Origin of the sequence: Acinetobacter baylyi DSM 14961 = CIP 107474 (assembly GCF_000368685.1) — a bacterium.
Taxonomy (GTDB): domain Bacteria; phylum Pseudomonadota; class Gammaproteobacteria; order Pseudomonadales; family Moraxellaceae; genus Acinetobacter; species Acinetobacter baylyi.
The window spans coordinates 125,493-149,793 of record NZ_KB849631.1 but is presented as its reverse complement, the minus strand read 5'-3'; the positions used below and the strand labels follow the sequence as shown (position 1 = coordinate 149,793).

Below are 24,301 nucleotides of genomic sequence, written 5' to 3'. Positions count from 1 at the left end.
AAAATAAGGAGAGTATCGCACTCTCCTTTTTCACTATTTCACTTCTAACAGTTCTACATCAAAAATTAAAGTACTGTTTGGTGGGATCATGCCAGGAACACCTTGCTCACCATAGCCCAGTTTGGCTGGGATATACAAGGTCGCTTTACCACCTTCCTTGAGAAGCTGTAAGCCTTCAGTCCAGCCTGGAATCACTTGATTTAATGGGAACTCGACAGGTTGACCACGCTCGTAAGAGCTGTCAAATACCTTACCATCAGTCAATTGACCTTTATAATTGACCTTTACCACAGATGAAGCGCTTGGACGTTTACCTGTACCTTCGGTAATAATTTTGTACTGCAAACCAGAAGCAGTGGTTTTAACGCCTTCTTTTTTGGCATTTTCTGCAAGAAAATTGTTGCTGCTTGAGGCAGACTGATGAGTTTGATCAAGCTGTTTTTTCTGCATTTCCTGCTGATATTCTTTATAAGCTGCTTGTAACTGTTCTTCGGTATAAGCGGCAGGAGCATGTGCATGACCATCACGAATACCTTGCACAAATGTATTAACATCGAGCTCGGCAGGCGTCTGGTTTGCTACTTCGTAGCCCAGTGCATAACTGATTTTTTGTACTGGAGTCGCATTTTTATCTGCCTTGCTACCTACATCTGTCGCAGGATGCTGAGAGGCGTAATAAACAGGGATAAGTGCAGCACCGCCTAAAATTACAGCGACAGCAATGGGTAAGGCTTTACTCATACAAGGTTCCAAAAAGATGTTTATTTGATCATGTTGTTCATGCATGTGATCTTAGCACGCATCTGCAAAGCATATAATGTTTGCAGAAAAAAACGAGTGGATTTTTTTATATTTTGCGTTGCTTTTGGCAATAAAAAGCCAGATTCTAAAATCTGGCTTTGATCGCTAATTAATCGTCTTTACTGGCTTTATAACCATAAGCATAGTTATAGCCATAACCGTAGCCATAACTTGCACTGGCCTGAATGTCATTCAGGATAAAGCCATTGATTTTGACACCTGCCTGTTCAAAACGGTTAACCGTCAGCTCAAGTTCCTTCATATGCGTTTTGGCATGACGTGCAACAATCAGATTAACACCTGAATATTGAGAGATAATAATACCATCGGTCACTGCAAGTACTGGCGGCGTATCAATCAGAATATGATCATAAAGCGGCATCAGGCGCTCAAGCATTGCTTGAAACTGTGCTGAGCTCAGAATTTCTGAAGGATTGGCTGGGCTTTTACCCCGTGTGATCATATCGAGCCCAGACACTTCCGAATGATGTGTAACGTCTTCCAGACTTGCCTGATCGGTCAAATACTCGGAAAGGCCGGGTTTGATTTCTGTATTAAAGTATTTATGCAAATAACCACGGCGCATATCTGCATCGATAAGCAATACACGTTTGTTATTTTGTGCCAATATCGCAGCAAGATTGGTCGAAATAAAAGACTTACCCACTTCTGGTGCAGGGCCTGCAATCATAATGACATTATTTTTGGCATTTGCCAGTGCAAAGTGAATCGCTGTACGCATACTACGCAAGCTCTCAATCGCAATATCATCACTGTTTTTGATGGCAAGAATAGGAATATTTTTCTTCTTCTTCAGCAGTTTAATGCGGCTTTCCTGAATAGGTGAGCGTGGAACAGTTGCATATACAGGAAAATCGAGCTCATTTTCAATTTGAGATGCATCTTTAATACCTGTACGCAACATCTTACGTAACAGTGCCGCCATGACCCCAATAAAGCCACCTACGAAAATTGATAAGATTAAAATAATCAATTTTTTCGGTTTAATTGGTTTTACAGGTTCAATCGCTGTATCGACAATGCGTACATTGCCAATTTCACCTGCTTTGGCAACGTTTAGGGTTTGGTAGGTATTGAGTAAAGCAGTATAGAGCTGTGTTTTGACTTCGACATCACGATAAAGCTGTAAATACTGGCGTTGTACGTCTGGAAGTCGTTTAAGTGTGCCATTTAACTCATTAATCTTACTATTAATTGCACCAAGTTGCGCATTGATTTCCTGCATGGCTGGATGCTCAGGCGTATATTTGGCACTGAGTTCAGCTTGCTTTTGCTGTAATTCTGCTTTCTGTGTTTCGAGTGTGACACTCTGAGTTAAATAAAGCTCAGATTCTTTACTCACATCGACTGTATTATACTGCTGACGAAATACGTTAAATTGACGCTCGGCCTGATCGAGTTCTTTTTTGAGCTCTGGAAGCTGTTTGTCTAGAAATTTTAGCGTTTGCTCTTTTTCTGCAGAGCTACGTTCAATATTTTGCTGCTTATAGGTTTGCAAAATAACATTCAGTACACTGGTAATTTGAGTCTTATCATGACCTTGATAGCTAAGCCCAATGACACCTGTTTGTTTGCCACGTTCGGCGGCAGAAAAGTTATCTAGGAGGCTATTTACTGCTGTTGGAAGTGCTTGTTTGGTAACAATATATTCTTCTTCTAAAGGATTACCAAAAATAGTAACTTTCCAGAGACCATCACGGGTAGATAAGATATTGTTTTGATTTAACTGCCCTTTAAAAACCACTTCTTCTTTATCAAGATCTGTCAGGGTAATCTGCTTGTTCTCTGATATATTTAATAGCAGTGAGCTGTTCAAATATTTTTCAGGTACAGTAAATTGTTGAATATCGAAATGATCTGAATCATTTTCTACCAGTACGCCACGTGAAGAATATTGAGTGCTAAAATCTGAGCTTGAAATTAATCGTTGAATCACGGAGTCATTTTTAGGTTGAACAGTGATATCCAGATTTAATTTCTCGATGGTTGTACCTACAACCAAGCGTGATCTCAATATCTCAATTTCTGCTTGCGCAAGCTGTTGGCCTAGTCCAGACGTATCCATAACGTTAGAAAGTTCTTGACCTAACAGTGCTGCTGAAGCACCGCCTTTAGGACTTTCAACTTGCACGAGAGCATCGACAGAGTAAGTATCGGATGTAACACGTAAATAAAGTAACGCTAAAACTATGCTAAGTAATACGCAAAGTAAGATAAGTTTCCACTGCACAATCAGTGAAAAAAACAACTCACGTAAATCTATTGTATCTTCATTATTTGTCGTCTGGTTCATCGTCATTATCTATAATTACGTTAAATGTACTTTTTCCAGTCGGCTATACATTGCTGGATAAGCTGAAAGGTGTCATCAAAAAAAGCCTGATCATGCTGATAAGGGTCTGGCACATTTTTATGTTGCCAATGGCCTAAACGAAATGTTTTTCCTTTGGCAAATGGCCAAGTTGCCTCAATATGCTTTTGCTGATTTTGACTCATGACCAAGATCAGATCTGCCTGCTTAATATGCGTGGCTTCCAGCTTTTTTGCAATATGCGTACTCATATCGAGATGGATACGTTGCATACATTGCTTTGCCTTGTCATCCGCGCCATGACCGACCATAGCTGCAATGCCAGCAGACTCAATGTGAAGCTCAGGGTATTGTGCTTTAAGCAAGTATTCGGCCATTGGGCTACGGCAAATATTACCAATGCATACCACTAAAATATGTTTGATTTGCATCACTGTCCTAGACGGTCAAGATTATATAAGGCATTTGAAAATGGAATAATCTGATTGACCACACGCTGCCAGCGAGTCAGGCCTGTCGCATCGACATATACAATATCATTACTTTTCATCTGAAATTGATTGGCAAGGCTAAAGTCACCAAGGCTCATCAGGTTGAGATGAAACAATTCACTGGTGTGATCTTTGGGGTTGGTTCTAAGCACATAGACTCTGCTAGCGCTTGCAGAAGTTGGGTTGATACCTAAACTTTCACCCAGTACGTCACTCAAGGTCATACCTTGATCACGCATCGGTAGAGCCTGATTCTTTTGTGCTTCACCCATCACATAAATTTTCTGGTTTTCACGGGCATTGACATACAGGGTATCGTCTGGCTGTAACAGTAACTTATGCAGTGAATAACCCGCTTTTTCAAGCTCAATGGTGTTTAAGTTATATGTCACACCGTTACGTATGAGTCGAACAGAAGTATTATCGCCAAGCTCTGTGACACCGCCTGCCAGCCCCAAAGCCGTATAAACACTAATCGGTTGGTCTCTAAGATAAAAAACACCGCCTTTGGTCACGTTACCTTGTACAGAGTACGGTTTACCCTCATAAGAAATCACACGTGCCGTAAGGTCTGGATTTTTTAAATAACGTTTGAGAAGCTGTGGCAACTCACGGTTGACTTGTTCTAGTGTTTTACCTTCTGCCTTGTAGCGACCAATCAGTGGAAACTGAATATAGCCTGAAGAGTCAATCGGATAACCTATTGACTGAGCAGAAAGATCATTACTTACATTATTGCCTAATGGAGGAGTGATTTCTGGATATGCCCATAACTGAATCGAGAGCACATCGCCATTGGTCAGGCGATAAGCGACACGTTGATCTTTAAACAGGGCAGCATAATTTTGCTGCACTACTGCATGATCAAGCGAAAAAGCTTGAACAGTTTCTGGCGTAAGCTTTACAACATTTAAAACAGCACCGAGATTGGTCTCATAGCGACCTTGATCTGGGACATCGTAGGACTGTAGACCAGATGTAACGGCACATCCAAAAGAGCCCAAACTCAAACTTAGAATAATCAATGATTGGTAAAGCTTCACGCGCGACCCTTGATGTTTATTTATAAATAAAATTATAGCTTCAATCGAAGCTAAGAATACCTCAAATTACATGCATTGTACCGAAAAAGAAATTTAAAAAAATTCTCTCTGTGACGGGTTTTGTATTATTTACTTAAAAAGCGGTTAAATTAAATGAATGTAAAAAATAAATTGTATTTATCTGATACCAACCATTTGAACTGAAATCAAATCGAAGTAGTATTAGACCAATTTTGATAGAACATGCTTTTTTCAAATATGCTTTATAGAGAAATGCCCCATCATTTGCTAACAATTCGCAGGCTTGAAATGGGTGCTTATAGAGCCTCTTAAATGTGTATCTGGAAAAATCATGCTTTGCTGGATGGCTACATCATCTCGAACCATGTCTCTTAATTTTGTCATTTAGATATCGTGTTAAAGTTTTATTTTATAAATTTTTTATATGAAAGTTTTTGAGGGAAAGTGTGTGAATATTACAATTGTAGGTACAGGCTATGTAGGTTTGTCCAATGCTATGTTGTTTGCACAGCAGCATCAGGTGATTGCATTGGATATCGATCCAGCTCGTGTAGACTTGCTCAATCATAAAACTTCTCCCATACACGATACTGAAATTAGTCAGTATTTACAAAAAGAGATTAATTTTCAAGCAACACTTGATTCAACAGTTGCTTATGCCAATGCCGAAGTCATTATTATTGCAACCCCGACCAATTATGATGAGCAAACCAATTACTTTGACACAAGTTCGATTGAACAGGTTTTGAGTGACCTAAGTAACCAAAGCAGTCAGGCAATTATTGTCATTAAATCTACAATTCCTGTGGGTTTTACTCAAAAAATGCAACTGCAATATCCAAGTTTAAAGATTGTATTTTCACCCGAGTTTTTACGTGAAGGAAAAGCACTGTTAGATAATCTTTATCCCTCACGCATTGTGGTGGGTGATACATCCGAAATAGGCCAAAAGATAGGTGCACTTTTTAAAGCGGGCAGTTTAAAAGAAGACGTCGATGTACTTTTAATGGATGCTACTGAAGCAGAAGCGGTTAAATTATTTTCAAATACGTATTTGGCTATGCGAGTTGCATATTTTAATGAGCTAGATACCTATTGCGCTTCACGAGGGTTAAACAGTAAAGATATCATTAGCGCTGTAGGTAAAGACCCGCGTATAGGTACACATTACAACAATCCATCTTTTGGCTATGGTGGTTATTGCCTTCCAAAAGATACCAAGCAGTTACTTGCAAATTATCAGGATGTACCACAAACCCTGATTTCTGCAATTATTCAATCCAATACGACACGTAAAGATTTTATTGCAGAGCAAATTGTCAAGAAAGCACCTGAAACAGTAGGCATTTACCGACTGGTGATGAAAGCGGGCAGTGATAATTTTAGACAGTCTGCGATACAAGGCATTATGAAGCGCCTTAAAGCAAAGGGTATTCGTGTAGTGGTATATGAACCCGTGCTTCAAGAATCCTCTTTCTTTGGCTCAGACGTCGTAAATGACTTAGTAGAGTTCAAACAACAAAGCGATATCATTATTGCAAACCGAATTGTATCTGATTTAGATGATGTACTTGAGAAAGTTTTTACACGTGATCTGTTTGGTGACAATTAATTCATACAATTTTGAGATATGGATACGATTATGAAAACAATTGCCATGGTAGTGATATTGTATGGAAAGCGTTTTGAAGAATCTAAAACGTTACAAAGTTTAATCAAATTTTCACATCAACTGGATCAATTGCTGATCGTAAATAATGGACCAGAAAGTTTAGATGGCCATGATCCTTTTTTTATAGCGTTATCTAAAAAACATAAGCATGTAGAATTTGAAAATCAAATTCAGAATAAACCATTAAGCTGGATTTATAATGATTTTATAAACGCTATTGATGCAGATTATTATGTGTTATTTGATGATGATACAGAAATTAATTCGAGCTATGAAAAATTTTTATTCCAAATGAATAATATTGATCTTGAATTACCAAAGATAATGTCGATTATTGATAAAAAGCAGTATTATCCGAAACTTAATGAGCAAATAATTTCTGAAAATGGTGTAATAGAAAGCAGAGGTGAGTTGTTCTCGATAGGATCAGGTCTTATCATTTCTAATAAAATAAAAAATACTTTCAAAAAATATAATTTAGAACTCTTTGATCCAAAATTTGCGCTGTATGGCGTAGATTTTAGCTTTTTTAGACGCTTAAATAAACTTGGAAGAGATGGTTTTTTAATTTCTACTCAAACTTTTTTAAATCATTCTTTATCCGGTGCTGAGGGAGTGATTGCTAAATGGCGTAAAAAGGAAAGATTATATGATGAGGTCTTAACAGTAAAACACTACTCAGAACTTCGTCTCCTAAGAATAGGAAAGAGAATATTGAGAGAGATTTTATATTTAAGATTTTCTAATATATTAATTATTTTGAATACTTTTTTTTCTGGTGTACATCCTCGTTGTTGTAATCAGATTAATAAAACACAAAATGGTGAGAATCATGCTAATTGATATTGCTCTTGCGACATATAATGGTGAGAAATATATTCAAGAAATGTTGAATTCAATTTCTAATCAAACATATCAAGATTTTATGATTCATTTAAGGGATGATGGCTCAACAGATAATACTTTAACTTTGTGTGAAAATCATAAATTATATGAACAAGGTAAATTAAAAATTTATAAAGATAATATAAAAGGGTTGGGTGCTTCAAAAAATTTTTTAAAGATATTAGGTCACTGTAATTCAGAATATATTTTTTTATGTGATCAAGATGATTTTTGGATGAAAGATAAAATTCAAAAGATGTTAGATCACATTCAAAAGCATGAATATAAAAATAATATAAAAGTTCCAACTTTAGTATTTAGTGATTTACAGATAGTAGATCGATCATTGAATATTATAGCTGATTCGTTCTATCGAAACTCTATCAAGAGTTCGATGTGTAGTTCTCCATTTGATTTTTTACTAAGCAATCATATTCCTGGTTGTGCAATGGTTGTAAATAAATCTTTATTAGAGTCGATTCAACCATTACCTGAAAACTTTAGAATGCATGATTGGTGGCTTGCTTTTGTTGCATCTTTTTATGGGAAAATTGCTTATTTAGATGAACCCTTAATTAAATATAGACAACATGGAGGAAATACAGTTGGTGTGCCAGGCATGAATATTAATATATTAAGGCAGATAAAGAGTATATTGAATTTCAGAGACTTACTTGATAAGGGATTATTACATAAGAAAAAGATGGAAATTTATATTGATAAAACTTGTTCAAATAAAATTCTTTCTTACGAAAGTAATAGATTTTATGATTTCCTTAAAGGTAATATGCCTTTTTTAGAAAAAAATAAAATTTTTAAGCAGATTAAATTTGGTGAACCTCTCATCCTAAGTTATTTGGTATGGTTGTTTTTATGAAATCCAAAGAGTTAAAAGAAGTAGGATATCTGTATTTAATACAAATAGTTAATTTTGTATTACCTATTTTTTTAATGACCTATTTGGTGAAAATTTTAGGTTTGGATGGTTATGGTAAATTAAGTTTCTATCAAATATGTAGCTTATTGATGATTTTTATTGTCGATTTTGGATTCAACCAATCATCTGCTCAGAAGTTCGCAGTTTCGGATGCAAGGGACAGGGATAAAATATTTAATAATACACAAAGTATTAAATTTTTTATTTCGATTTTTATAATAATTTTTACAGTTTTTTTCCTATCTTTTGATTTTATTGTTTTTAGTGATATTGATAAAAATATCTTATTAATTTCCAGTTTAACTACATTAGGTACAGTATTATCATCTGCTTGGCTTTATCAGGCTATAGGTAAAAATTCAGCACTTGCCTTAATTACTGTTTTTTTTCGATTGATATCTTTTTTCTTAATAATATTTACTGTTAAAGTTAAAGACGATCTGATGTATTGTATTTGGGTGCAATTTTTTTCTTCAATTCTAATTGGTTTCTTTTCTTTATATTATTTGATAAAAAAGAAAATAACAGCTATTGACTATAAATTATTTGATTTATCATATTCTTTTCTTCTTGTAAAAGATAGCTATCATATTTTCCTTGCATCTTCAATTACTTTGGGCTTTACTTATTTAAATCCATTATTTGTTAAATATTTTTTTGGAGATGCTTTTCTTGGACTTTATAGTATAGCAGATAAAATTTCTAGTACTTTGAAAATGGTTTTTGGTCCATTTATTCAGGCATTTTACAGTAAATTCTGTACTTTAGCTAATCAGCATAAATACTGGGAAAGTATTAAGCTATCTTCTAAAATTATTACCTTTTTTCTTGTTGTTTCTTTTATTGGGTTTTTGCTTAATATTTGGATTGGAAACTCTATTTATAATCTATTTTTTAGTCATGTGGAAGAATTAATAAAGCTGCTGAATATTATGATTTTATCTCAAGCTATAGTTGGAGTCGCTATGGTTTTGGTTAATTTAAATATAATACCTTTAGGTAGGGCATTTGTATTAAAAAGATTCTACTTGATTGGTTTGTTTTTTCACTTTACTTATCTGTATTTTTTAATTTCCAATTATGGTGTGTATGGTATTGCTTTATCAGTTTTTTTAACAGAGTTGATTTTGGTTTTTTTATTTGCTTTATATTTGTTTTTCTATTTTAAGAGAAATAAATACTTGTAATTTTATTTTAATTTTTTATCGGAGTAATAATGATGAAAATATTAATAACAGGTGGTGCTGGTTTTATTGGTTCGGCAGTGGTACGTCATATTATTCAGAATACTGATAATACTGTACTTAATGTCGATAAACTAACTTATGCTGGTAATTTGGAGTCATTGGCGAAAGTCGCAGACAATTCACGCTATCAGTTTTCTCAAACAGATATCTGTGATCGTGCGGCATTAGATCAGTTGTTTGAAACGTTTCAACCAGATGCTGTTATGCACCTGGCAGCAGAGTCACATGTTGACCGTTCGATTACAGGACCAGCAGCATTTATTGAAACCAATATTCTTGGAACTTATCAGTTATTAGAAGCTGCAAGACATTATTGGAATGGTCTGGCACAAGATAAAAAAGCAGAGTTCCGCTTTCATCATATTTCAACAGATGAAGTGTATGGTGATTTGGAAGGTACAGAAGATTTATTTGTGGAAACCACACCATATGCACCGAGCTCTCCGTATTCTGCAAGTAAAGCCAGCTCTGACCATTTAGTACGTGCTTGGCATCGTACCTATGGCTTACCTGTGGTATTAACGAATTGTTCTAATAACTATGGACCATACCACTTTCCAGAAAAGCTTATTCCGCTTGTTATTCTAAATGCACTTGCTGGCAAGCCTTTACCTGTTTATGGGAATGGTGCCCAGATTCGTGATTGGTTGTATGTTGAAGATCATGCACGTGCCTTATATAAAGTTGTAACTGAAGCTAAGGTTGGAGAAACTTATAATATTGGTGGGCACAATGAACAGCAAAATATTGATGTCGTGAAAGCGATTTGCAATTTACTTGAAGAGCTAGCACCCAATAAGCCAGAAGGTATTGCAAACTATCAGGATCTGATCACTTATGTAAAAGATCGCCCTGGACATGACTTACGTTATGCCATTGATGCCAGTAAAATTAAGAAAGATCTGGGTTGGGTGCCTCAAGAGACTTTTGAATCTGGATTGCGTAAAACAGTTGAATGGTATCTGGCAAATCAGGAATGGGTAAAGCATGTGCAAAGCGGCGAGTACCAAAACTGGGTACAAAACCAATACCAAGCCTAGGTGAAAGAGATGGGTCACATGAAAATACTGATATTGGGCAAAAATGGACAAGTCGGCTGGGAATTACAACGATCGCTTCAGCCCTTAGGTGAAGTTATTGCTTTAGATCGATATGAAGATGTTGAGCATGGCTTTAGTGGTGATATCACAAATTTTGAAGCCATTGAAAAAGTGATACAAACATTCCAACCTGATATTGTGCTCAATGCAACTGCATATACGGCGGTTGATAAAGCAGAGTCAGAGGTTGAACAGGCCGATTTGGTCAATCATATTGCTGTGAAGCATTTGGCCGAGCAATGCAAAGCAATAGATGCTTTACTCATACATTATTCTACAGATTATGTATTTAATGGACAGGGCACAGCAGCTTGGCAGGAAGATGATACGACAGAACCTCAAAATGCGTATGGAAAAACCAAACGAAATGGTGAGATTGCGCTTGAACAAAGTCAGGTAAAGTTTATCAATTTACGTACAAGCTGGGTGTATGCTTCACGTGGTCATAACTTTATAAAAACCATGCTTAAGCTGGCTCAAAGTAAAGATGAACTTAGCATTATTGATGATCAGATTGGTGCACCTACTGGCGCAGCTTTAATTGCAGATGTGACAGCACAAATTGTTCGTTATTATGCTTTGCAGCCACAACTTCAGCAAAAGCATTTGCTCGGTCATTATCATTTGGCCGCTCAGGGTGAGACATCTTGGTATGCTTATGCAAATTATATCTTTGATGTTGCCAAAGCACATGGATTAGCACTTCAGCTTAAAACAGTGAAGCCAATATCGACAGTTGATTATCCTACACCAGCAGTTCGACCGCTCAACTCAAGATTAAATACTCAGAAACTCCAACAAATGTTTGCTTTACACCTTCCTCAATGGCAGCAAGGTGTTGAGCATATGATTAAAGAGACCCTATAAATGACAGCATCAAAACAACGTAAAGGTATTATTCTGGCGGGTGGCTCAGGTACACGCTTGTACCCAATTACCATGGGTACATCTAAGCAGTTATTGCCAATCTATGATAAACCAATGATCTATTATCCATTGTCAGTGCTTATGCTGGCAGGGATTCAAGATATTTTAATTATTTCAACACCAGAAGACCTACCAAATTTTGAAAAATTATTGGGAACGGGTGAGGAACTGGGTATTCGTCTCTCTTATAAAGTACAGCCATCACCAGATGGCTTGGCACAAGCGTTTATATTGGGTGAAGAATTTATTGGGCAAGATAACGTTACATTAATCTTAGGTGATAATATTTTCTATGGCCAAAGTTTTGGTCAGCAGCTTAAGCGTGCGGCCGAGCAGCAGACAGGTGCAACGGTATTTGGTTATTATGTCAATGATCCAGAGCGCTTTGGCGTGGTCGATTTTGATGAAAATGGTAAAGCATTAAGTATTGAAGAAAAACCTGAGCAGCCCAAGTCTAACTATGCGGTTACCGGTCTCTATTTTTACGATAACACTGTGGTTGAAATTGCGAAAAATATCAAACCCTCCCACCGTGGTGAGCTCGAAATTACAGATGTGAATAATGTGTACCTACAGCAAAATAATCTCAATGTAGAAGTACTTGGCCGTGGTTTTGCATGGTTAGATACAGGTACACATGACTCACTATTGGAAGCAAGCCAGTTTGTACAGACCATTGAGCATCGTCAGGGCTTAAAGGTGGCGAGTCTGGAAGAGATTTCATTTAATAATGGCTGGATTAACGCAGATCAGCTTAAAGCACGTGGCGAGTTTTTCAAAAAAACAGGCTATGGGCAGTATTTGCTTAAGTTATATAAAGACCAGTCAAATAAAGCTTAACCCTTAAATTGGCAGAAGTGATTTATAATGAAATAAATCACTTCTTGCCGATTATCAATCAGGTAAAAATATGAATATTATTGAAACTAAAATCAAAGATTTACTCATCTTTGAACCACGGGTATTTGGTGATGATCGTGGCTGGTTTATGGAAAGCTTTAATCAGCAAGTATTTGAGCAGGCATTGACTGAACGTGGTTTGGATATACCTAAGTTTGTTCAGGACAATCATTCCTTTTCTAAAAAAGGGGTACTTCGTGGATTGCACTATCAGCTCAACCCGCATGCTCAAGGCAAATTGGTGCGGGTAGTACAAGGTCGAGCGTGGGATGTTGCAGTAGATATTCGTGAAAATTCATCTACATTTGGTGAATGGGTCGGAGTTGAACTGACGGCAGATAACCATAAACAGTTTTGGATTCCAGCAGGGTTTGCACATGGCTTTATTGCTTTAGAAGATAATACTCAGTTTTTATACAAGACGACAGATTATTACTCTAAAGAATGTGAGCGATCCATTGTATGGAATGATGAAACGATTAATATTGAATGGCCTATTGAAAAAGACCTAGAAATTCTTTTGACCGATAAAGATCGTTTAGCACCACAACTGATTCAAGCTGATAAATTTTAAGTGATATAGATTAATGCTAATTATTCATGAACATGGCGAACCTTCTCATTATATGGGGGCTGTAGCTGCTGCTAAAAAGAAACAAGAGTCAGTTTGTTTTCGTGAGTTCTTAACTCTTAAATTAATCTATCGGGGATTAAAGAAAAAAAATCTTTCATTGATCAAAAAAGCAATCAAAGATTTTTTCTTCTTTGTATTTTGTTTTTTATTTCCAAATTATTTAAAAAATACTAATGTAATTATCGGAATTGCTCCAGAGAACTGGAGGATCATTTTTTTTAATCGTATTTTAAAATTTGCAAATGTTACTTATCATACCTCTTGGCATATATGGGACGGTAGTAAATTTCCATACGAGCCAAAACCAATTATCAAAAAATACATTGCATTGCAGTGGCAATTTTTTTTAAAAAATACTGTAAAAAATATTGCTGTAGTGACACAAACGGTTAGAGATCAACTTATTGAGCATATGAGGGTCGAGAGATCTAAGATAGAGATTGTTTACCATTCATATGATGAGAGTGTTTTTTATAATCAAAACGATTCATTTCGGGAAAATGATGTAGTTTATGTTGGTCGGCTTATAGAGAGCAAAGGAATATCTGATATTTTAAAAATATCAGAGACCTTATCTAATCTAAAGGTGGTGTTTGTTGGAGCTGGCTCTGAAGAAGAAAAAATTAAACAGAGTTTACTTAGAAATCATAATATTCAATTTCTAGGTTATATTTCAGATAGAAGAAAGATTGCAGAAATTTTTAACAATACTAAATACTTATTGCTCCCATCAAAAAGAACAAAAGATTGGGAAGAGCTTTTTGGTATGGTTATTATTGAAGCAATGGCATGTGGATGCATTCCATTATGTACAGATCACAATGGACCTAAAATTATTTTAGGTACTAAATTCTTAAATAAGAATATTTTTACTGAAAGTAGTTTTGTAGAAAAAGCTATCCAGATTTTAGATGGAAAACATATTTCAGATAAGCAAATTTTACAAGATCAGATAGAGGCTCTGGAGATAGCCAAAAGCTATTCAATTGATGAAATTTCAAAGAAATGGGAGCACCTATTATATGAATATTAATTATTCTTCGGTATATGTTGTAATTTTGAATTGGAACTCTGCACAGGATACAATTCATTGTATCAAAAGTGTTCTAAATCTAAACAGAATTGAAGATGTAACTATAGTCGTATGTGACAATGATTCAAAAAAAGAGTCATATGAAGAAATTAAAAATTTTGTTTTAGATCAAACTAATATTTCTAATTTGATTATTTCTGAAAATGAAATTCCTAATTATAAGAACTCAAATTATAAAATTGTTTTAATTAAAAATGAAAAAAATTATGGTTATGCGGGTGGGAATAATAGAGGGGTAAGATTTGCTCTTAATCAAGAAGCTATGCAATATGTATGGATTTTAAATAATGATACTGAAGTTGCATCGGATAGTTTGGATTATTTAATTGATAAATTTGAATCGAATAGAAAATATGGTGTTGTTGGCTCAAAATTAGTTGAATTTGAAAATAGAACAAAAGTACAAGGTATTGGTGGAATAATAAATCCTAAGTTTTGTACGACAAAAGAAATAGGAAATGAGCTCGCAATAGATGAAAATATTGATGAGCTAAATTATGAAAAGAAAGTAGATTATGTTATTGGTGCTTCTATGATGTTTAACCGACTGTGCTTACAACAAGTCGGACTTATGTGTGAAGATTATTTTCTATATTATGAAGAAATCGATATTTGTAATCGAATTAGACAGAAAAATTTAGACGTGGGTATTGCAAGTAAAAGTATTGTATACCATAAACATGGAGCATCTACAGGAAAAGGTAAAAGTGATATAGCTGATTATTATAGTGTCAGAAATCGGTTGTTAATATCAAAGAGATTTTATGGGAATTATTATTTTTATGTTAGATTTTCAATATTTTTGATAGTTGCAAATAGATTTAGGAGAGGAGAAATAAAGAGAGGTATTAATTATCTAAATTTTTTATTTTTCTGATTATATAGTGGTCTGATATATGAATATTTCAAATGATAATATCATTTTTAAGAATTTTTCTTATTATTTTATTTTTATTCCAATATTGATTTTTCTTGTTGGTTTAAAGGATAATTCAATCTGGCTCGACTACTATGTTTATGTTGATTATTTTAATCAAGCAAGTGCAAGTAGTTTTAACGAGATTATTTTTTCCTTAAAAGACCCATTTTTTTTAATTATTAATAAGTTCTTTTCAGGTTTTGGTTTCAATGTGTTTGTGTTTTTTTGTGCAGCTTCAACTTTATATTTAAAATTTTCCGCTTTTGCGAAAAGTACACATAATATTATAGCTCTGTTGTTTTTATACTGTTCTTTATATTTGTTTTTACATGACTATATCCAAATACGTATAGCATTAGCATTAGCATTAGCATTATACGCAATTTACTCTGTGCGTAGTAGCATAATTAAATATATCTTTTTGTTTTCATCAGTTTTAGTTCATTTATCTATTTTTCCTTTGGTAATAACGTATTTATTTTCAATTAAAAAGATTACAAAATTATCTATTTTTCTATATGTGATATTTAATTTGTGTTTTATATATTATATAAAGATATTTGGTGGGGAAAGAGTGGAATCATATATTGATTTCGATGTTTATAACTATTTTAATTTTTTTGCATTGTTGCCAATGTTGCAATTATTTTTTCTGATTTATGTAAGTTTAAAATTTAAATCTAAAGTTTTTTCATTTGAATATTTTTCTACTTTAATGGGGGTTGTTTTATACTATTCTCTTTATCAACTTCCAGCTGTAAGTACTCGTTTTTTTGAAATGTTTTCAATAATTTTTATTATATATTTATCGAATCTATATAAGAGGGATTATTTTTTTCTTATAATCTATTTTTCTTACTTATTTGTTTGTTTTTATAATTTGCTGATTAAGCCTGGAGCGATATTAAATCAGAAATTTAATTTTTTTCTTAATTTTTTTTAGTAAATGAGGTTTTTTAAATATGATTATAAATTGTAGAAACTTACTAGGACATACCACTGGTGTTCAACGCTATACCAAAAAAATTATTGAAAATTGGACAGATTCTTCAATTCAACAGATCAGCCCTGAAGAGAAATTTTCGTCTGGTTTAAAAGGGCATTTTTGGGAACAATTTATTTTACCTCGTCATTGCAAAGATAAAGAGCTTTTATGGTGTCCTAGTAATACAGGTCCTTTATCTTACGCCAATCAGGTTGTTACAATTCATGATACAGTACCTTTTGATCACCCTGAATGGCTGAATCCTAAGTTTGTATGGTGGTATAAATTCTTACAGCCGAAATTAGCACATAAAGTTAATCATATTATTACTATATCAGAATTTTCAAAAAACAAAATTATCGAAAATCTTAAAATTCCAGAATATAAAATTTCTGTTATATATAATGGAGTTGATATTGTTAATATTGAAGATGGTTTGCAAGAAGAAAATAAATTTTTAAATTTACCACCTTATATTTTAAGTGTGGGTTCTTTAGAGCCACGTAAAAATTTAACTCGTTTAATTTCTGCATTTATTCAGTATAAGAACGAAACTAAATCAGAAATTAAATTAGTTATTGTTGGAAAAAAAGGTGTAAATAGAGTTTTTAATGAAGCTGGTATTGATGAAATAAATACTGATGATATTATTTTTACAGGACATGTTTCAGATACTGAGCTACAGTATCTTTATAAAAATACATTAGGTTTTTGTTATCCCTCATTATATGAAGGGTTTGGATTGCCTCCACTTGAGGCTATGCAATTTTCTGTTCCAGTTTTAACCAGTAATACTACTGCTATTAAAGAACTATGTGAGCATAGAGCAATTCTTATTGAACCCACCTCAATAGACTCAATTTCTGAAGGAATATTTAAATTGTTAAGAGGAGATATTTCTCAAAAAATTATTGATGATAATTTAAAATATGTTCAAGAATTATCATGGAAGAAGTGTGCTGAAAAAACATATGAGATTTTATCTCAATATCAATAAAAAGGAATTCTTATGGTAATTGCTTCTATTGTGATATATAAACATAGCTACTCTGATTTAAAGCAAACTTTAGATAGTCTGTTGGCAGTATCTTCAATCAATAAAATTGTCCTAGTCGATAATGATCATAGTGATTGGGCTTCAACATATCATCATCCGAAAATAACTTATTTAAAATCGGATGGTAATTTTGGCTTTGGCTATGGCCATAATTATGCAATTAAGCGATTTGCAGCGCAGTCCGATTACTTTTTGATATGTAATCCAGATATTGTCTTCGAATCATCTGAATTTGAAAAATTATTAAACTTTATCCAAACACGTGAAGAAGCTCTCTTTTTACCTAAAATTGTATATGAGAATGGTGAAAATCAATATGGAGCGCGTCTTTTACCATCTCCATTCAACCTTTTTGCACGTCGCTTTTCTCCGAAGTATGCGGAGCAACTAGATGAAGACTATTTGTTGAAAAATTTTGATTTATCGAAGCCTATATTTGCACCGTATCTACATGGATGTTTTATGTTATTCAGATCTAAAGCATTGTTAGAATTGGGTGGTTTTGATGAGCGTTTTTTTATGTATATGGAAGATGTTGATCTATCGAGACGTTGTGCAGAAAAATTTGGAAATATTTATTATCCATTAGCACAAGTCATACATTTACATGAGCAAGGCTCATATAAAAACAAGACGCTACTCAAAGCACATTTGAAAAGTGCATGGCAGTATTTTTGTAAGTGGGGCTGGTTGTATGATGCTCAGAGAAGCTCACTCAATGGAAAATGCTTAAAACAACGAAATGGATAAAGTTATTTTATCCATTTCGTTTTCGAATCAACAACGACCATATAAGTCTTCGAAACGAACAATATCATCTTCACCTAAGTAAGATCCCGATTGTACTTCAATCAGCTCTAAAGGCACTTTACCTGGATTTTCAAGGGCATGTATCTCACCTAAAGGAATATAAGTCGATTGATTTTCTGTGAGTAAAAAAGACTCTTTTCCTTTGTGAATTTTGGCGGTGCCATTCACCACAATCCAGTGTTCAGAGCGATGATGATGCATCTGGATCGAGAGCTTCTGACCAGGTTTCACCGTAATTCGTTTTACCTGATAGCGCTCTGCATGGTCAATACTATCGTATTTGCCCCATGGTCTGTACACTTCGCGGTGGCAGAAATGTTCAGTACGGCCTTGCTCCTTAATACTTTCGACAATCTTTTTAATGTCTTGTACTTTGGATTTGTCTGCAACCAGTATCGCATCTTTGGTTTCAATCACCACCAGATTGTCAACGCCCAGTAAACTGACCAAACGGCTTTCGCTAAAGACATAATTATTTTGGCTTTTTACAGTAATGACATCACCTTGAATCACATTGCCTTGGTCGTCTTTATCCTGAATATCCCAAAGCGCAGACCAAGAGCCAACATCGTTCCAATTGGCATCGAGCGGCACGACCACAGCATCTTTGGTTTGTTCCATCACAGCATAGTCAATTGACTCAGAACGGCATTGCTTAAAGGCCTCTTTATCAATACGGATAAAATCTAGATCTGCTTTGGTGTCCTGCATGGAAGCAACGCATGAGTTATAAATATCCTGTGCATGCTGTTGCAGTTCGTTTAAATAAATATCGGCTTTAAACATGAACATGCCGCTGTTCCAAAGAAACTTCTGACTCTCTAAGTATTCTTGGGCTGTGGCAGCATCGGGTTTCTCTACGAAGCGTTGTACCTGAAAGCCATTAAGCTCGCTGTTGCCTTTTTCGATATAACCGTAGCCTGTCTCTGCATGTGTAGGCACAATCCCGAAGGTGACCAGTTTATCGAGTTTGGCAAGTTCTAGTGCTTGCGTAATACTCTGTTCAAATTTGTCTTGTTCGGTAATGACATGATCGGCTGCTAACACTAGCATGATTGTATCTGAGTCTTGAGCCTGTTGAATTTGATACAGTGCAGCAAGAGTAATTGCAGGTGCAGTATTTTTACCTTCTGGCTCCAGAATAATCTTGGCAGAGATACCTATTTCACGCATTTGCTCGGCTGCCAAAAAGCGATGCTCTTCATTACAAATGAGTAGTGGGTCTGCACAATCCAGATTTTTTAAGCGCAATAGCGTGGCTTGTAATAATGTATAGCCATCAGGAGAAAGTTTTAAAAATTGTTTCGGATATTGTGTACGTGATAAGGGCCATAATCGTGTACCACTACCACCTGCCATGATGACAGGTAAGATTTTAGTTGTCATGTTAAACCTTTACTTTGAATATGTACCTGAATACAGAAATTAGATATACACTAAAAATTGAGCATCATGATTGCTTTGTAAAAAAAAATAAAGCCATGTATAGACAGAATTTACGGATTTATAAAAAAATCTGAACATCATCATATTTACATGGCATGCATGATTCTTTATATGATCTTAATCCTGATGTTTTACAGCAATAAGACGAAAGCTTTAAATCTGGTTTATGATTAAATTTCATGGAAAAAAATGACACATTTCAGTGTTGAGAATGTTGTAGAATAACGTTATCTATTCACAGAATAATCAACGTTTATGTCTTGTCGCATGCCTCTGGATCTACAAAATCTTCGTATTGCTATCATTGGTTTAGGTTATGTGGGCTTACCGCTGGCCGTAGAGTTTGGCAAGCATGTATCTGTTGTGGGTTTTGATATCCATCAAAAGCGTGTGGCAGAGCTACAGCAGGGGCAAGATCATACCCTTGAAGTGACTCCCGAAGAACTCAAGCAGGCACAGTTGTTAAGTTATTCTTGTGATCTATCGGACTTGAAAGACTGTAATTTCTTTATTGTGACCGTACCTACCCCAATCGATCAGTTTAAACAGCCTGACTTGACCCCACTAATCAAGGCTTCACAAAGCATTGGCAAGGTGCTCAAAAAAGACGATATCGTGGTGTATGAGTCGACGGTATATCCGGGTGCCACCGAAGAAGTCTGTGTCCCTGTACTGGAACAGGTGTCAGGTCTAACTTTCAATCAGGATTTTTTTACAGGCTATAGTCCAGAGCGTATTAATCCAGGCGATAAAGCCCACCGCGTGACCAATATTTTAAAAATCACGGCAGGTTCTACACCAGAAGTTGCAGATTATGTCGATGCAGTGTACCAATTGATTATTGAAGTGGGTACGCATAAGGCGCCAAGTATTAAAGTCGCAGAAGCAGCAAAGGTGATTGAAAACACCCAGCGTGATGTCAATATTGCCTTAATCAATGAGCTTGCCATTATTTTTAATAAGATGGGTATCGATACGCAGGATGTGCTTGAAGCCGCAGGAACCAAATGGAATTTCTTGCCGTTTCGCCCAGGTTTGGTGGGTGGACACTGCATTGGGGTTGACCCGTATTACCTGACGCATAAGGCTCAGGCGATTGGCTATCATCCAGAGATTATACTGGCAGGGCGTCGTCTAAACGACAACATGAGTATGTACGTGGCCAATCAGCTCATCAAGAGCATGAACAAAAAGCGCATCCAGATTGAAGATGCCAAAGTGCTGATTTTAGGCTTAACTTTTAAAGAAAACTGCCCCGATATTCGTAATACCAAAATTGTCGATATTATTAGCGAGCTTAAAGATTTTAACATGCAGGTCGATGTTTATGACCCATGGGCAGATGCAGAAGAAACGCGTCATGAATATGCGATTGATCTGATTGCCGAGCCAGCGCAGGGCAGTTACGATGCCATCATTTTAGCGGTGGCACATCAGCAGTTTAAAGCAATGGGTGCAGCCGCCATACATGCGCTGGGACGCAGTAACCATGTGATTTATGATCTGAAATATGTGCTGGATCGTCAGCAGTCAGATATTCGTCTGTAAGTCGCACACTCAGGATGGATGATATGGTCATGACAGCTTATCAAAAACAATGTATCACATTGCAGGCCGCACCCAAGACTTGGTTGATTACAGGCGTTGCAGGGTTTATTGGCTCAAATTTGCTTGAGACACTGCTTAAGCTTGATCAACGCGTGATTGGGCTAGATAACTTTGCCACAGGGCACCAGCACAATCTGGATGAAGTTCAAGGTTTGGTGAGTCGCGAGCAGTGGAATAATTTTAAGTTTATTCGCGGTGATATCTGTCAGTTGCAGGACTGTCAGGCTGCATGTGAAGGCGTGGATTATGTACTGCATCAGGCTGCACTGGGTTCTGTGCCACGCTCATTAGTCGACCCGATTACGACCAATAGCGTGAACATTGGCGGCTTCTTAAATATGCTGGTGGCTGCGCGTGATGCACAAGTCAAAAGTTTTACCTATGCTGCCAGTAGCTCCACTTATGGTGACCATCCTGCCTTGCCAAAACTGGAAGATCATATTGGCAAACCGCTTTCACCGTATGCGGTCACCAAATATGTTAATGAGCTGTATGCCGATGTATTTGCACGCAGTTATGGCTTTTACTGTATTGGACTGCGTTACTTTAATGTATTTGGGCAGCGTCAGGACCCAAATGGTGCCTATGCAGCGGTCATCCCAAAATGGACCGCAGCCATGATTCAGGGCGAGGATGTTTTTATCAATGGTGATGGTGAAACCAGTCGCGATTTCTGTTTTATCGAAAATACGGTTCAGGCCAATCTTTTGGCAGCCACAACGCAAGATGCAGCCGCTAAAAATCAGGTGTATAACGTGGCGGTGGGGGATCGAACCACACTTAACCAGTTATTTGCCACACTACAAAGTGCTCTGGCTGAAAATGGGATTCATTACAACAAGCCTGCGGTATATCGTGAGTTTCGTGCAGGTGATGTGCGCCATTCACAGGCTGATATTGGCAAGATTAGTCAGTTACTGGGGTATCAACCAGAATACAGATTTGCGCAAGGGGTTCATAAAGCCATGCATTGGTATGTGCAGGACCTGACCTCAGCCTGATGTATAAAAAACTCCTGTCATCTTCGGTACTGGTGTTGCTGATTGGCATCGCCGTCAGCGCACTCGGTTTTATTAAGGAGATGCTGGTGGCGTACCATTTTGGTACGTCGGCTGCCATTGATGTGTTTTATCTGGCACTCAGTGTGCCGCTGTATTTGGTAAGCCTGTATGGCTCATCCATCAATGCCACAATTATGCCCGCTTATTTACAGGCCAAGGTACAAGAGAAACATCGACAGTTTTTTTCAGAGCTGATGGGGTTAAATCTACTGTTTTTGTTGGCACTTTCATTTATTTGTCTCGTTTACAGCATCTGTTTGCAGCCCTTTTTTCTACATGGGAGTGCTGTTCAAAACCAGCAGGTGCTTTGGATTGGACTGTTGTTGTGTCCCATGATTGTGCTGCAAGGTCTGACCTCATACTTCGATAGCATTTTAAATGCCGAAAAGCGTAATCTCATTAATAATTTATTTTCTCTGGGTATTCCATTAGGAACCATCATCCTGCTTGGTTTTAATCAAATTCCCGCCGCCTTGTTGCTGACACTCGGCTGGTATTTCGGTTTTTTGCTGCGTTTTTTGGGTCAGTATGTGATCCTCAAACGCCAGATTGGATTTTGCTGGCAAGCACCAAAACGCATATTTTTTAAAAAGTATCAGAAATTGATTCAGGATTTTTTCTGGATTGTTTTTTCTTCGGCTATTTTGGGCTTACTACCAGTCATTTCAAACTATCTGGCCGGGTATTTGGGAGCAGGTCAGGTGGCAAGTTTGAACTATGCCACCAAGCTGATTTCTACAGGCCTGATGTTGGTGGGAATCATCATCAACTCCGTGTTATTTCCACATATTGCCGAGCAAATTGTCAAAGATCAGGCACAAGGTATTCGAGAAGGTATGCGTCTGGCCGCGGCGAGTCTGTTGATATTCGGATTCATCATGATCCCGCTGTATTACTATGTCGAACCCATTGTGGCGCTTGTTTTTGAACGTGGTCGCTTTACCGCAGACAGCACACATCAAGTAGCTTATATTCTTAAGTACTTGCTGTTGTATATTCCCTTTTATGTGCCGTGTATCTTGTTGTCGCGTCTGGTGGTTTCTCTGGGGATTTCCAGAATTTTTGTATGGGGCAATCTGATTTCATTGGTCTTGTTTTTTATGGCAGGCTGGTATCTGATGGTGTATTTGCAGCTTGGGATTCAAAGTCTGGGTTGGGCACTCATGCTGGTCTATCTGGTGTCTGCGTTGTATTTGTTGATGAATATTATGCTGTATAGGAAACGTACGCAATGAAAAAAGTAGCGTTGGTCATTCCGACTTTGGGCGGTGGTGGTGCTGAGCGTACAGCAGTTTTACTGGCAAATGGCTTTGCAGCAGCAGGGGTACATACCTCTGTGATTGTGGTGAATATACAGGGTGAAAAGGGCAAACTACAGGCTGAACTTGCCCCACAGGTAGAACTTGTCGATCTGAATTGTAAACAAGTCAAATACATGACTCGGCCCTTTGCAGCATGGCTAAAACAGGCACAACCCGATGCGATCATTAGCACCATGACGCATACCAATATTATGGTGTATTGGGCCAAGTTACGTGCTGGTGTATCTTCTAAATTGATTTGCCGTGAAACCAGTACTGCCAGTATAAATCTGAAGCACCGTACAGGGCTTAAAAAGTTTTTATTGCAAACGGCAATGCGCTGGGTCTATCAGCGCTGTGATGTGCTGGTTCCAGTTTCAAAGGGCGTGGCACAGGATATGCAGCAGTATCTTGGCGTGAGCTTGATCAAGACACAAGTGATTTATGACCCTGTGATTACGCCTGAGCTTTTTGATCTGGCACAGCGTACTGTTGATGATGCATGGTTTACCAGTACACATGATATTCCTGTCATTGTGGCTGCTGGACGCTTAACTGAAGCCAAGAATTACAGTTTGCTGTTGCGTGCATTTGCCGAGCTGATTCAATTTACACCTGCACATTTATTGATTTTGGGCGAAGGCGAACAGCGTGCCTCACTGCAACAACTTGTTGAATCGTTAGGAATTGCAGCATCGGTGTCCATGCCAGGATTTCGTGCCAATCCATTTGCCTATATGGCCAAGGCCGATGTCTATGTGATGAGTTCACAGTGGGAAGGCTTGCCAGGTGCCCTGATTCAGGCCTTGGCCTTGCAATGTAATATTGTTTCGACTGACTGCCCAAGTGGCCCGCGTGAGATTCTGGAAGATGGGCGTTATGGCGTGCTGGTGCCTAATCATGATCAAAAGGCCCTGACACAGGCCCTTCAAACTGTGCTGACAGGTCAGGTAAAAACCGAGAAATCACAGCACGCGGAACAGATCTATGGGCTGGATGCCATTACCCAAGCCTATCTGGCGCTGATCTAA

The 24,301-nt window shown here is 36.8% G+C and carries 22 protein-coding genes; 17 read left to right on the top strand and 5 right to left on the bottom strand.

Annotated features, from left to right (window positions below):
• Positions 1-33: 33 nt before the first annotated feature.
• The 4 genes from F952_RS16355 to F952_RS16340 all read right to left on the bottom strand — a co-directional run bounded on the left by F952_RS16355 (position 34) and on the right by F952_RS16340 (position 4,667).
• Positions 34-741 (bottom strand): BamJ family beta-barrel-assembly machinery protein, encoded by a 708-nt coding sequence (locus F952_RS16355; RefSeq protein ID WP_004930852.1) that lies wholly within the window; start codon positions 739-741, stop codon positions 34-36.
• Between the two features lie 169 nt (positions 742-910).
• Positions 911-3,115, bottom strand: a complete 2,205-nt coding sequence (locus F952_RS16350; protein ID WP_026057003.1) for a polysaccharide biosynthesis tyrosine autokinase — start codon at positions 3,113-3,115, stop codon at positions 911-913.
• A gap of 20 nt (positions 3,116-3,135) precedes the next feature.
• Complete coding sequence (locus tag F952_RS16345; protein ID WP_004930846.1) at positions 3,136-3,564, bottom strand: low molecular weight protein-tyrosine-phosphatase; 429 nt, start codon at positions 3,562-3,564, stop codon at positions 3,136-3,138.
• Entirely contained in the window at positions 3,564-4,667 is a 1,104-nt protein-coding gene (locus F952_RS16340; RefSeq protein ID WP_004930843.1) for a polysaccharide biosynthesis/export family protein, read from the bottom strand. The genes F952_RS16345 and F952_RS16340 overlap by 1 nt, the downstream gene beginning before the upstream one ends.
• A gap of 469 nt (positions 4,668-5,136) precedes the next feature.
• Here F952_RS16340 and F952_RS16335 point away from each other — a divergent pair, with 469 nt between their 5' ends.
• From F952_RS16335 to F952_RS16275, 13 genes are all read left to right on the top strand, one after another.
• Positions 5,137-6,300, top strand: a complete 1,164-nt coding sequence (locus F952_RS16335; protein ID WP_004930841.1) for a nucleotide sugar dehydrogenase — start codon at positions 5,137-5,139, stop codon at positions 6,298-6,300.
• 30 nt (positions 6,301-6,330) lie between these two features.
• A complete protein-coding gene (locus F952_RS16330; protein ID WP_004930839.1) occupies positions 6,331-7,203 on the top strand; it encodes a glycosyltransferase family 2 protein in 873 nt (290 codons plus the stop codon).
• Positions 7,193-8,122: a glycosyltransferase family 2 protein gene (locus tag F952_RS16325; protein ID WP_004930836.1), complete on the top strand. Its 930-nt coding sequence runs from the start codon at positions 7,193-7,195 to the stop codon at positions 8,120-8,122. Before F952_RS16330 ends, F952_RS16325 begins: the two co-directional genes overlap by 11 nt.
• Positions 8,119-9,369 (top strand): oligosaccharide flippase family protein, encoded by a 1,251-nt coding sequence (locus F952_RS16320; protein ID WP_004930832.1) that lies wholly within the window; start codon positions 8,119-8,121, stop codon positions 9,367-9,369. Before F952_RS16325 ends, F952_RS16320 begins: the two co-directional genes overlap by 4 nt.
• Before the next feature lie 32 nt (positions 9,370-9,401).
• Positions 9,402-10,469: a dTDP-glucose 4,6-dehydratase gene (rfbB, locus tag F952_RS16315; RefSeq protein WP_026057004.1), complete on the top strand. Its 1,068-nt coding sequence runs from the start codon at positions 9,402-9,404 to the stop codon at positions 10,467-10,469.
• A gap of 18 nt (positions 10,470-10,487) precedes the next feature.
• Positions 10,488-11,396 (top strand): dTDP-4-dehydrorhamnose reductase, encoded by a 909-nt coding sequence (gene rfbD / locus F952_RS16310; protein ID WP_011181960.1) that lies wholly within the window; start codon positions 10,488-10,490, stop codon positions 11,394-11,396.
• A complete protein-coding gene (gene rfbA, locus F952_RS16305) occupies positions 11,397-12,296 on the top strand; it encodes a glucose-1-phosphate thymidylyltransferase RfbA (RefSeq protein ID WP_004930823.1) in 900 nt (299 codons plus the stop codon). It abuts the gene before it with no gap.
• A 70-nt stretch (positions 12,297-12,366) separates the two neighbouring features.
• The gene (gene rfbC / locus F952_RS16300) at positions 12,367-12,930 is read left to right on the top strand and encodes a dTDP-4-dehydrorhamnose 3,5-epimerase (RefSeq protein ID WP_004930821.1); all 564 of its coding nucleotides are present in this window, start codon (positions 12,367-12,369) and stop codon (positions 12,928-12,930) included.
• 13 nt (positions 12,931-12,943) lie between these two features.
• Positions 12,944-14,023 (top strand): glycosyltransferase family 4 protein, encoded by a 1,080-nt coding sequence (locus F952_RS16295; protein ID WP_004930819.1) that lies wholly within the window; start codon positions 12,944-12,946, stop codon positions 14,021-14,023.
• Positions 14,013-14,960, top strand: coding sequence for a glycosyltransferase family 2 protein (locus F952_RS16290; RefSeq protein ID WP_004930816.1), 948 nt, complete (start codon positions 14,013-14,015; stop codon positions 14,958-14,960). The genes F952_RS16295 and F952_RS16290 overlap by 11 nt, the downstream gene beginning before the upstream one ends.
• Positions 14,961-14,979: 19 nt before the next feature.
• A complete protein-coding gene (locus F952_RS16285) occupies positions 14,980-15,945 on the top strand; it encodes an EpsG family protein (RefSeq protein WP_004930813.1) in 966 nt (321 codons plus the stop codon).
• A 19-nt stretch (positions 15,946-15,964) separates the two neighbouring features.
• Positions 15,965-16,984 carry a glycosyltransferase family 4 protein gene (locus tag F952_RS16280; RefSeq protein WP_004930811.1) on the top strand — a complete coding sequence of 340 codons (1,020 nt, stop codon included), beginning with the start codon at positions 15,965-15,967 and terminating at the stop codon, positions 16,982-16,984.
• 12 nt (positions 16,985-16,996) lie between these two features.
• Positions 16,997-17,794, top strand: a complete 798-nt coding sequence (locus F952_RS16275) for a glycosyltransferase family 2 protein (RefSeq protein ID WP_004930808.1) — start codon at positions 16,997-16,999, stop codon at positions 17,792-17,794.
• Between the two features lie 27 nt (positions 17,795-17,821).
• Here the strand turns inward: F952_RS16275 and F952_RS16270 are convergent, their stop codons facing one another.
• Entirely contained in the window at positions 17,822-19,240 is a 1,419-nt protein-coding gene (locus F952_RS16270; RefSeq protein ID WP_004930806.1) for a mannose-1-phosphate guanylyltransferase/mannose-6-phosphate isomerase, read from the bottom strand.
• Between the two features lie 327 nt (positions 19,241-19,567).
• Between F952_RS16270 and tviB the strand changes: the two genes are divergently transcribed.
• The 4 genes from tviB to F952_RS16250 are packed head-to-tail and all read left to right on the top strand — an operon-like array spanning position 19,568 to position 24,301.
• On the top strand, positions 19,568-20,848 hold the full coding sequence (gene tviB / locus F952_RS16265; RefSeq protein ID WP_004930805.1) for a Vi polysaccharide biosynthesis UDP-N-acetylglucosamine C-6 dehydrogenase TviB: 1,281 nt from the start codon (positions 19,568-19,570) through the stop codon (positions 20,846-20,848).
• Positions 20,849-20,877: 29 nt separating this feature from the next.
• Entirely contained in the window at positions 20,878-21,909 is a 1,032-nt protein-coding gene (locus F952_RS16260; RefSeq protein WP_011181963.1) for an NAD-dependent epimerase/dehydratase family protein, read from the top strand.
• Positions 21,909-23,204 carry a murein biosynthesis integral membrane protein MurJ gene (gene murJ / locus F952_RS16255; protein WP_004930799.1) on the top strand — a complete coding sequence of 432 codons (1,296 nt, stop codon included), beginning with the start codon at positions 21,909-21,911 and terminating at the stop codon, positions 23,202-23,204. The genes F952_RS16260 and murJ overlap by 1 nt, the downstream gene beginning before the upstream one ends.
• Entirely contained in the window at positions 23,201-24,301 is a 1,101-nt protein-coding gene (locus tag F952_RS16250; RefSeq protein ID WP_004930796.1) for a glycosyltransferase, read from the top strand. Before murJ ends, F952_RS16250 begins: the two co-directional genes overlap by 4 nt.

Coding starts and splice junctions, on each gene's coding strand:
- F952_RS16355 (WP_004930852.1), bottom strand. CDS start 741: ATGAGTAAAGCCTTACCCATTGCTGTCGCTGTAATTTTAGGCGGTGCT.
- F952_RS16350 (WP_026057003.1), bottom strand. CDS start 3,115: ATGAACCAGACGACAAATAATGAAGATACAATAGATTTACGTGAGTTG.
- F952_RS16345 (WP_004930846.1), bottom strand. CDS start 3,564: ATGCAAATCAAACATATTTTAGTGGTATGCATTGGTAATATTTGCCGT.
- F952_RS16330 (WP_004930839.1), top strand. CDS start 6,331: ATGAAAACAATTGCCATGGTAGTGATATTGTATGGAAAGCGTTTTGAA.
- F952_RS16325 (WP_004930836.1), top strand. CDS start 7,193: ATGCTAATTGATATTGCTCTTGCGACATATAATGGTGAGAAATATATT.
- F952_RS16320 (WP_004930832.1), top strand. CDS start 8,119: ATGAAATCCAAAGAGTTAAAAGAAGTAGGATATCTGTATTTAATACAA.
- rfbB (WP_026057004.1), top strand. CDS start 9,402: ATGAAAATATTAATAACAGGTGGTGCTGGTTTTATTGGTTCGGCAGTG.
- rfbD (WP_011181960.1), top strand. CDS start 10,488: ATGAAAATACTGATATTGGGCAAAAATGGACAAGTCGGCTGGGAATTA.
- rfbA (WP_004930823.1), top strand. CDS start 11,397: ATGACAGCATCAAAACAACGTAAAGGTATTATTCTGGCGGGTGGCTCA.
- rfbC (WP_004930821.1), top strand. CDS start 12,367: ATGAATATTATTGAAACTAAAATCAAAGATTTACTCATCTTTGAACCA.
- F952_RS16295 (WP_004930819.1), top strand. CDS start 12,944: ATGCTAATTATTCATGAACATGGCGAACCTTCTCATTATATGGGGGCT.
- F952_RS16290 (WP_004930816.1), top strand. CDS start 14,013: ATGAATATTAATTATTCTTCGGTATATGTTGTAATTTTGAATTGGAAC.
- F952_RS16285 (WP_004930813.1), top strand. CDS start 14,980: ATGAATATTTCAAATGATAATATCATTTTTAAGAATTTTTCTTATTAT.
- F952_RS16280 (WP_004930811.1), top strand. CDS start 15,965: ATGATTATAAATTGTAGAAACTTACTAGGACATACCACTGGTGTTCAA.
- F952_RS16275 (WP_004930808.1), top strand. CDS start 16,997: ATGGTAATTGCTTCTATTGTGATATATAAACATAGCTACTCTGATTTA.
- F952_RS16270 (WP_004930806.1), bottom strand. CDS start 19,240: ATGACAACTAAAATCTTACCTGTCATCATGGCAGGTGGTAGTGGTACA.
- tviB (WP_004930805.1), top strand. CDS start 19,568: ATGCCTCTGGATCTACAAAATCTTCGTATTGCTATCATTGGTTTAGGT.
- F952_RS16260 (WP_011181963.1), top strand. CDS start 20,878: ATGACAGCTTATCAAAAACAATGTATCACATTGCAGGCCGCACCCAAG.
- murJ (WP_004930799.1), top strand. CDS start 21,909: ATGTATAAAAAACTCCTGTCATCTTCGGTACTGGTGTTGCTGATTGGC.
- F952_RS16250 (WP_004930796.1), top strand. CDS start 23,201: ATGAAAAAAGTAGCGTTGGTCATTCCGACTTTGGGCGGTGGTGGTGCT.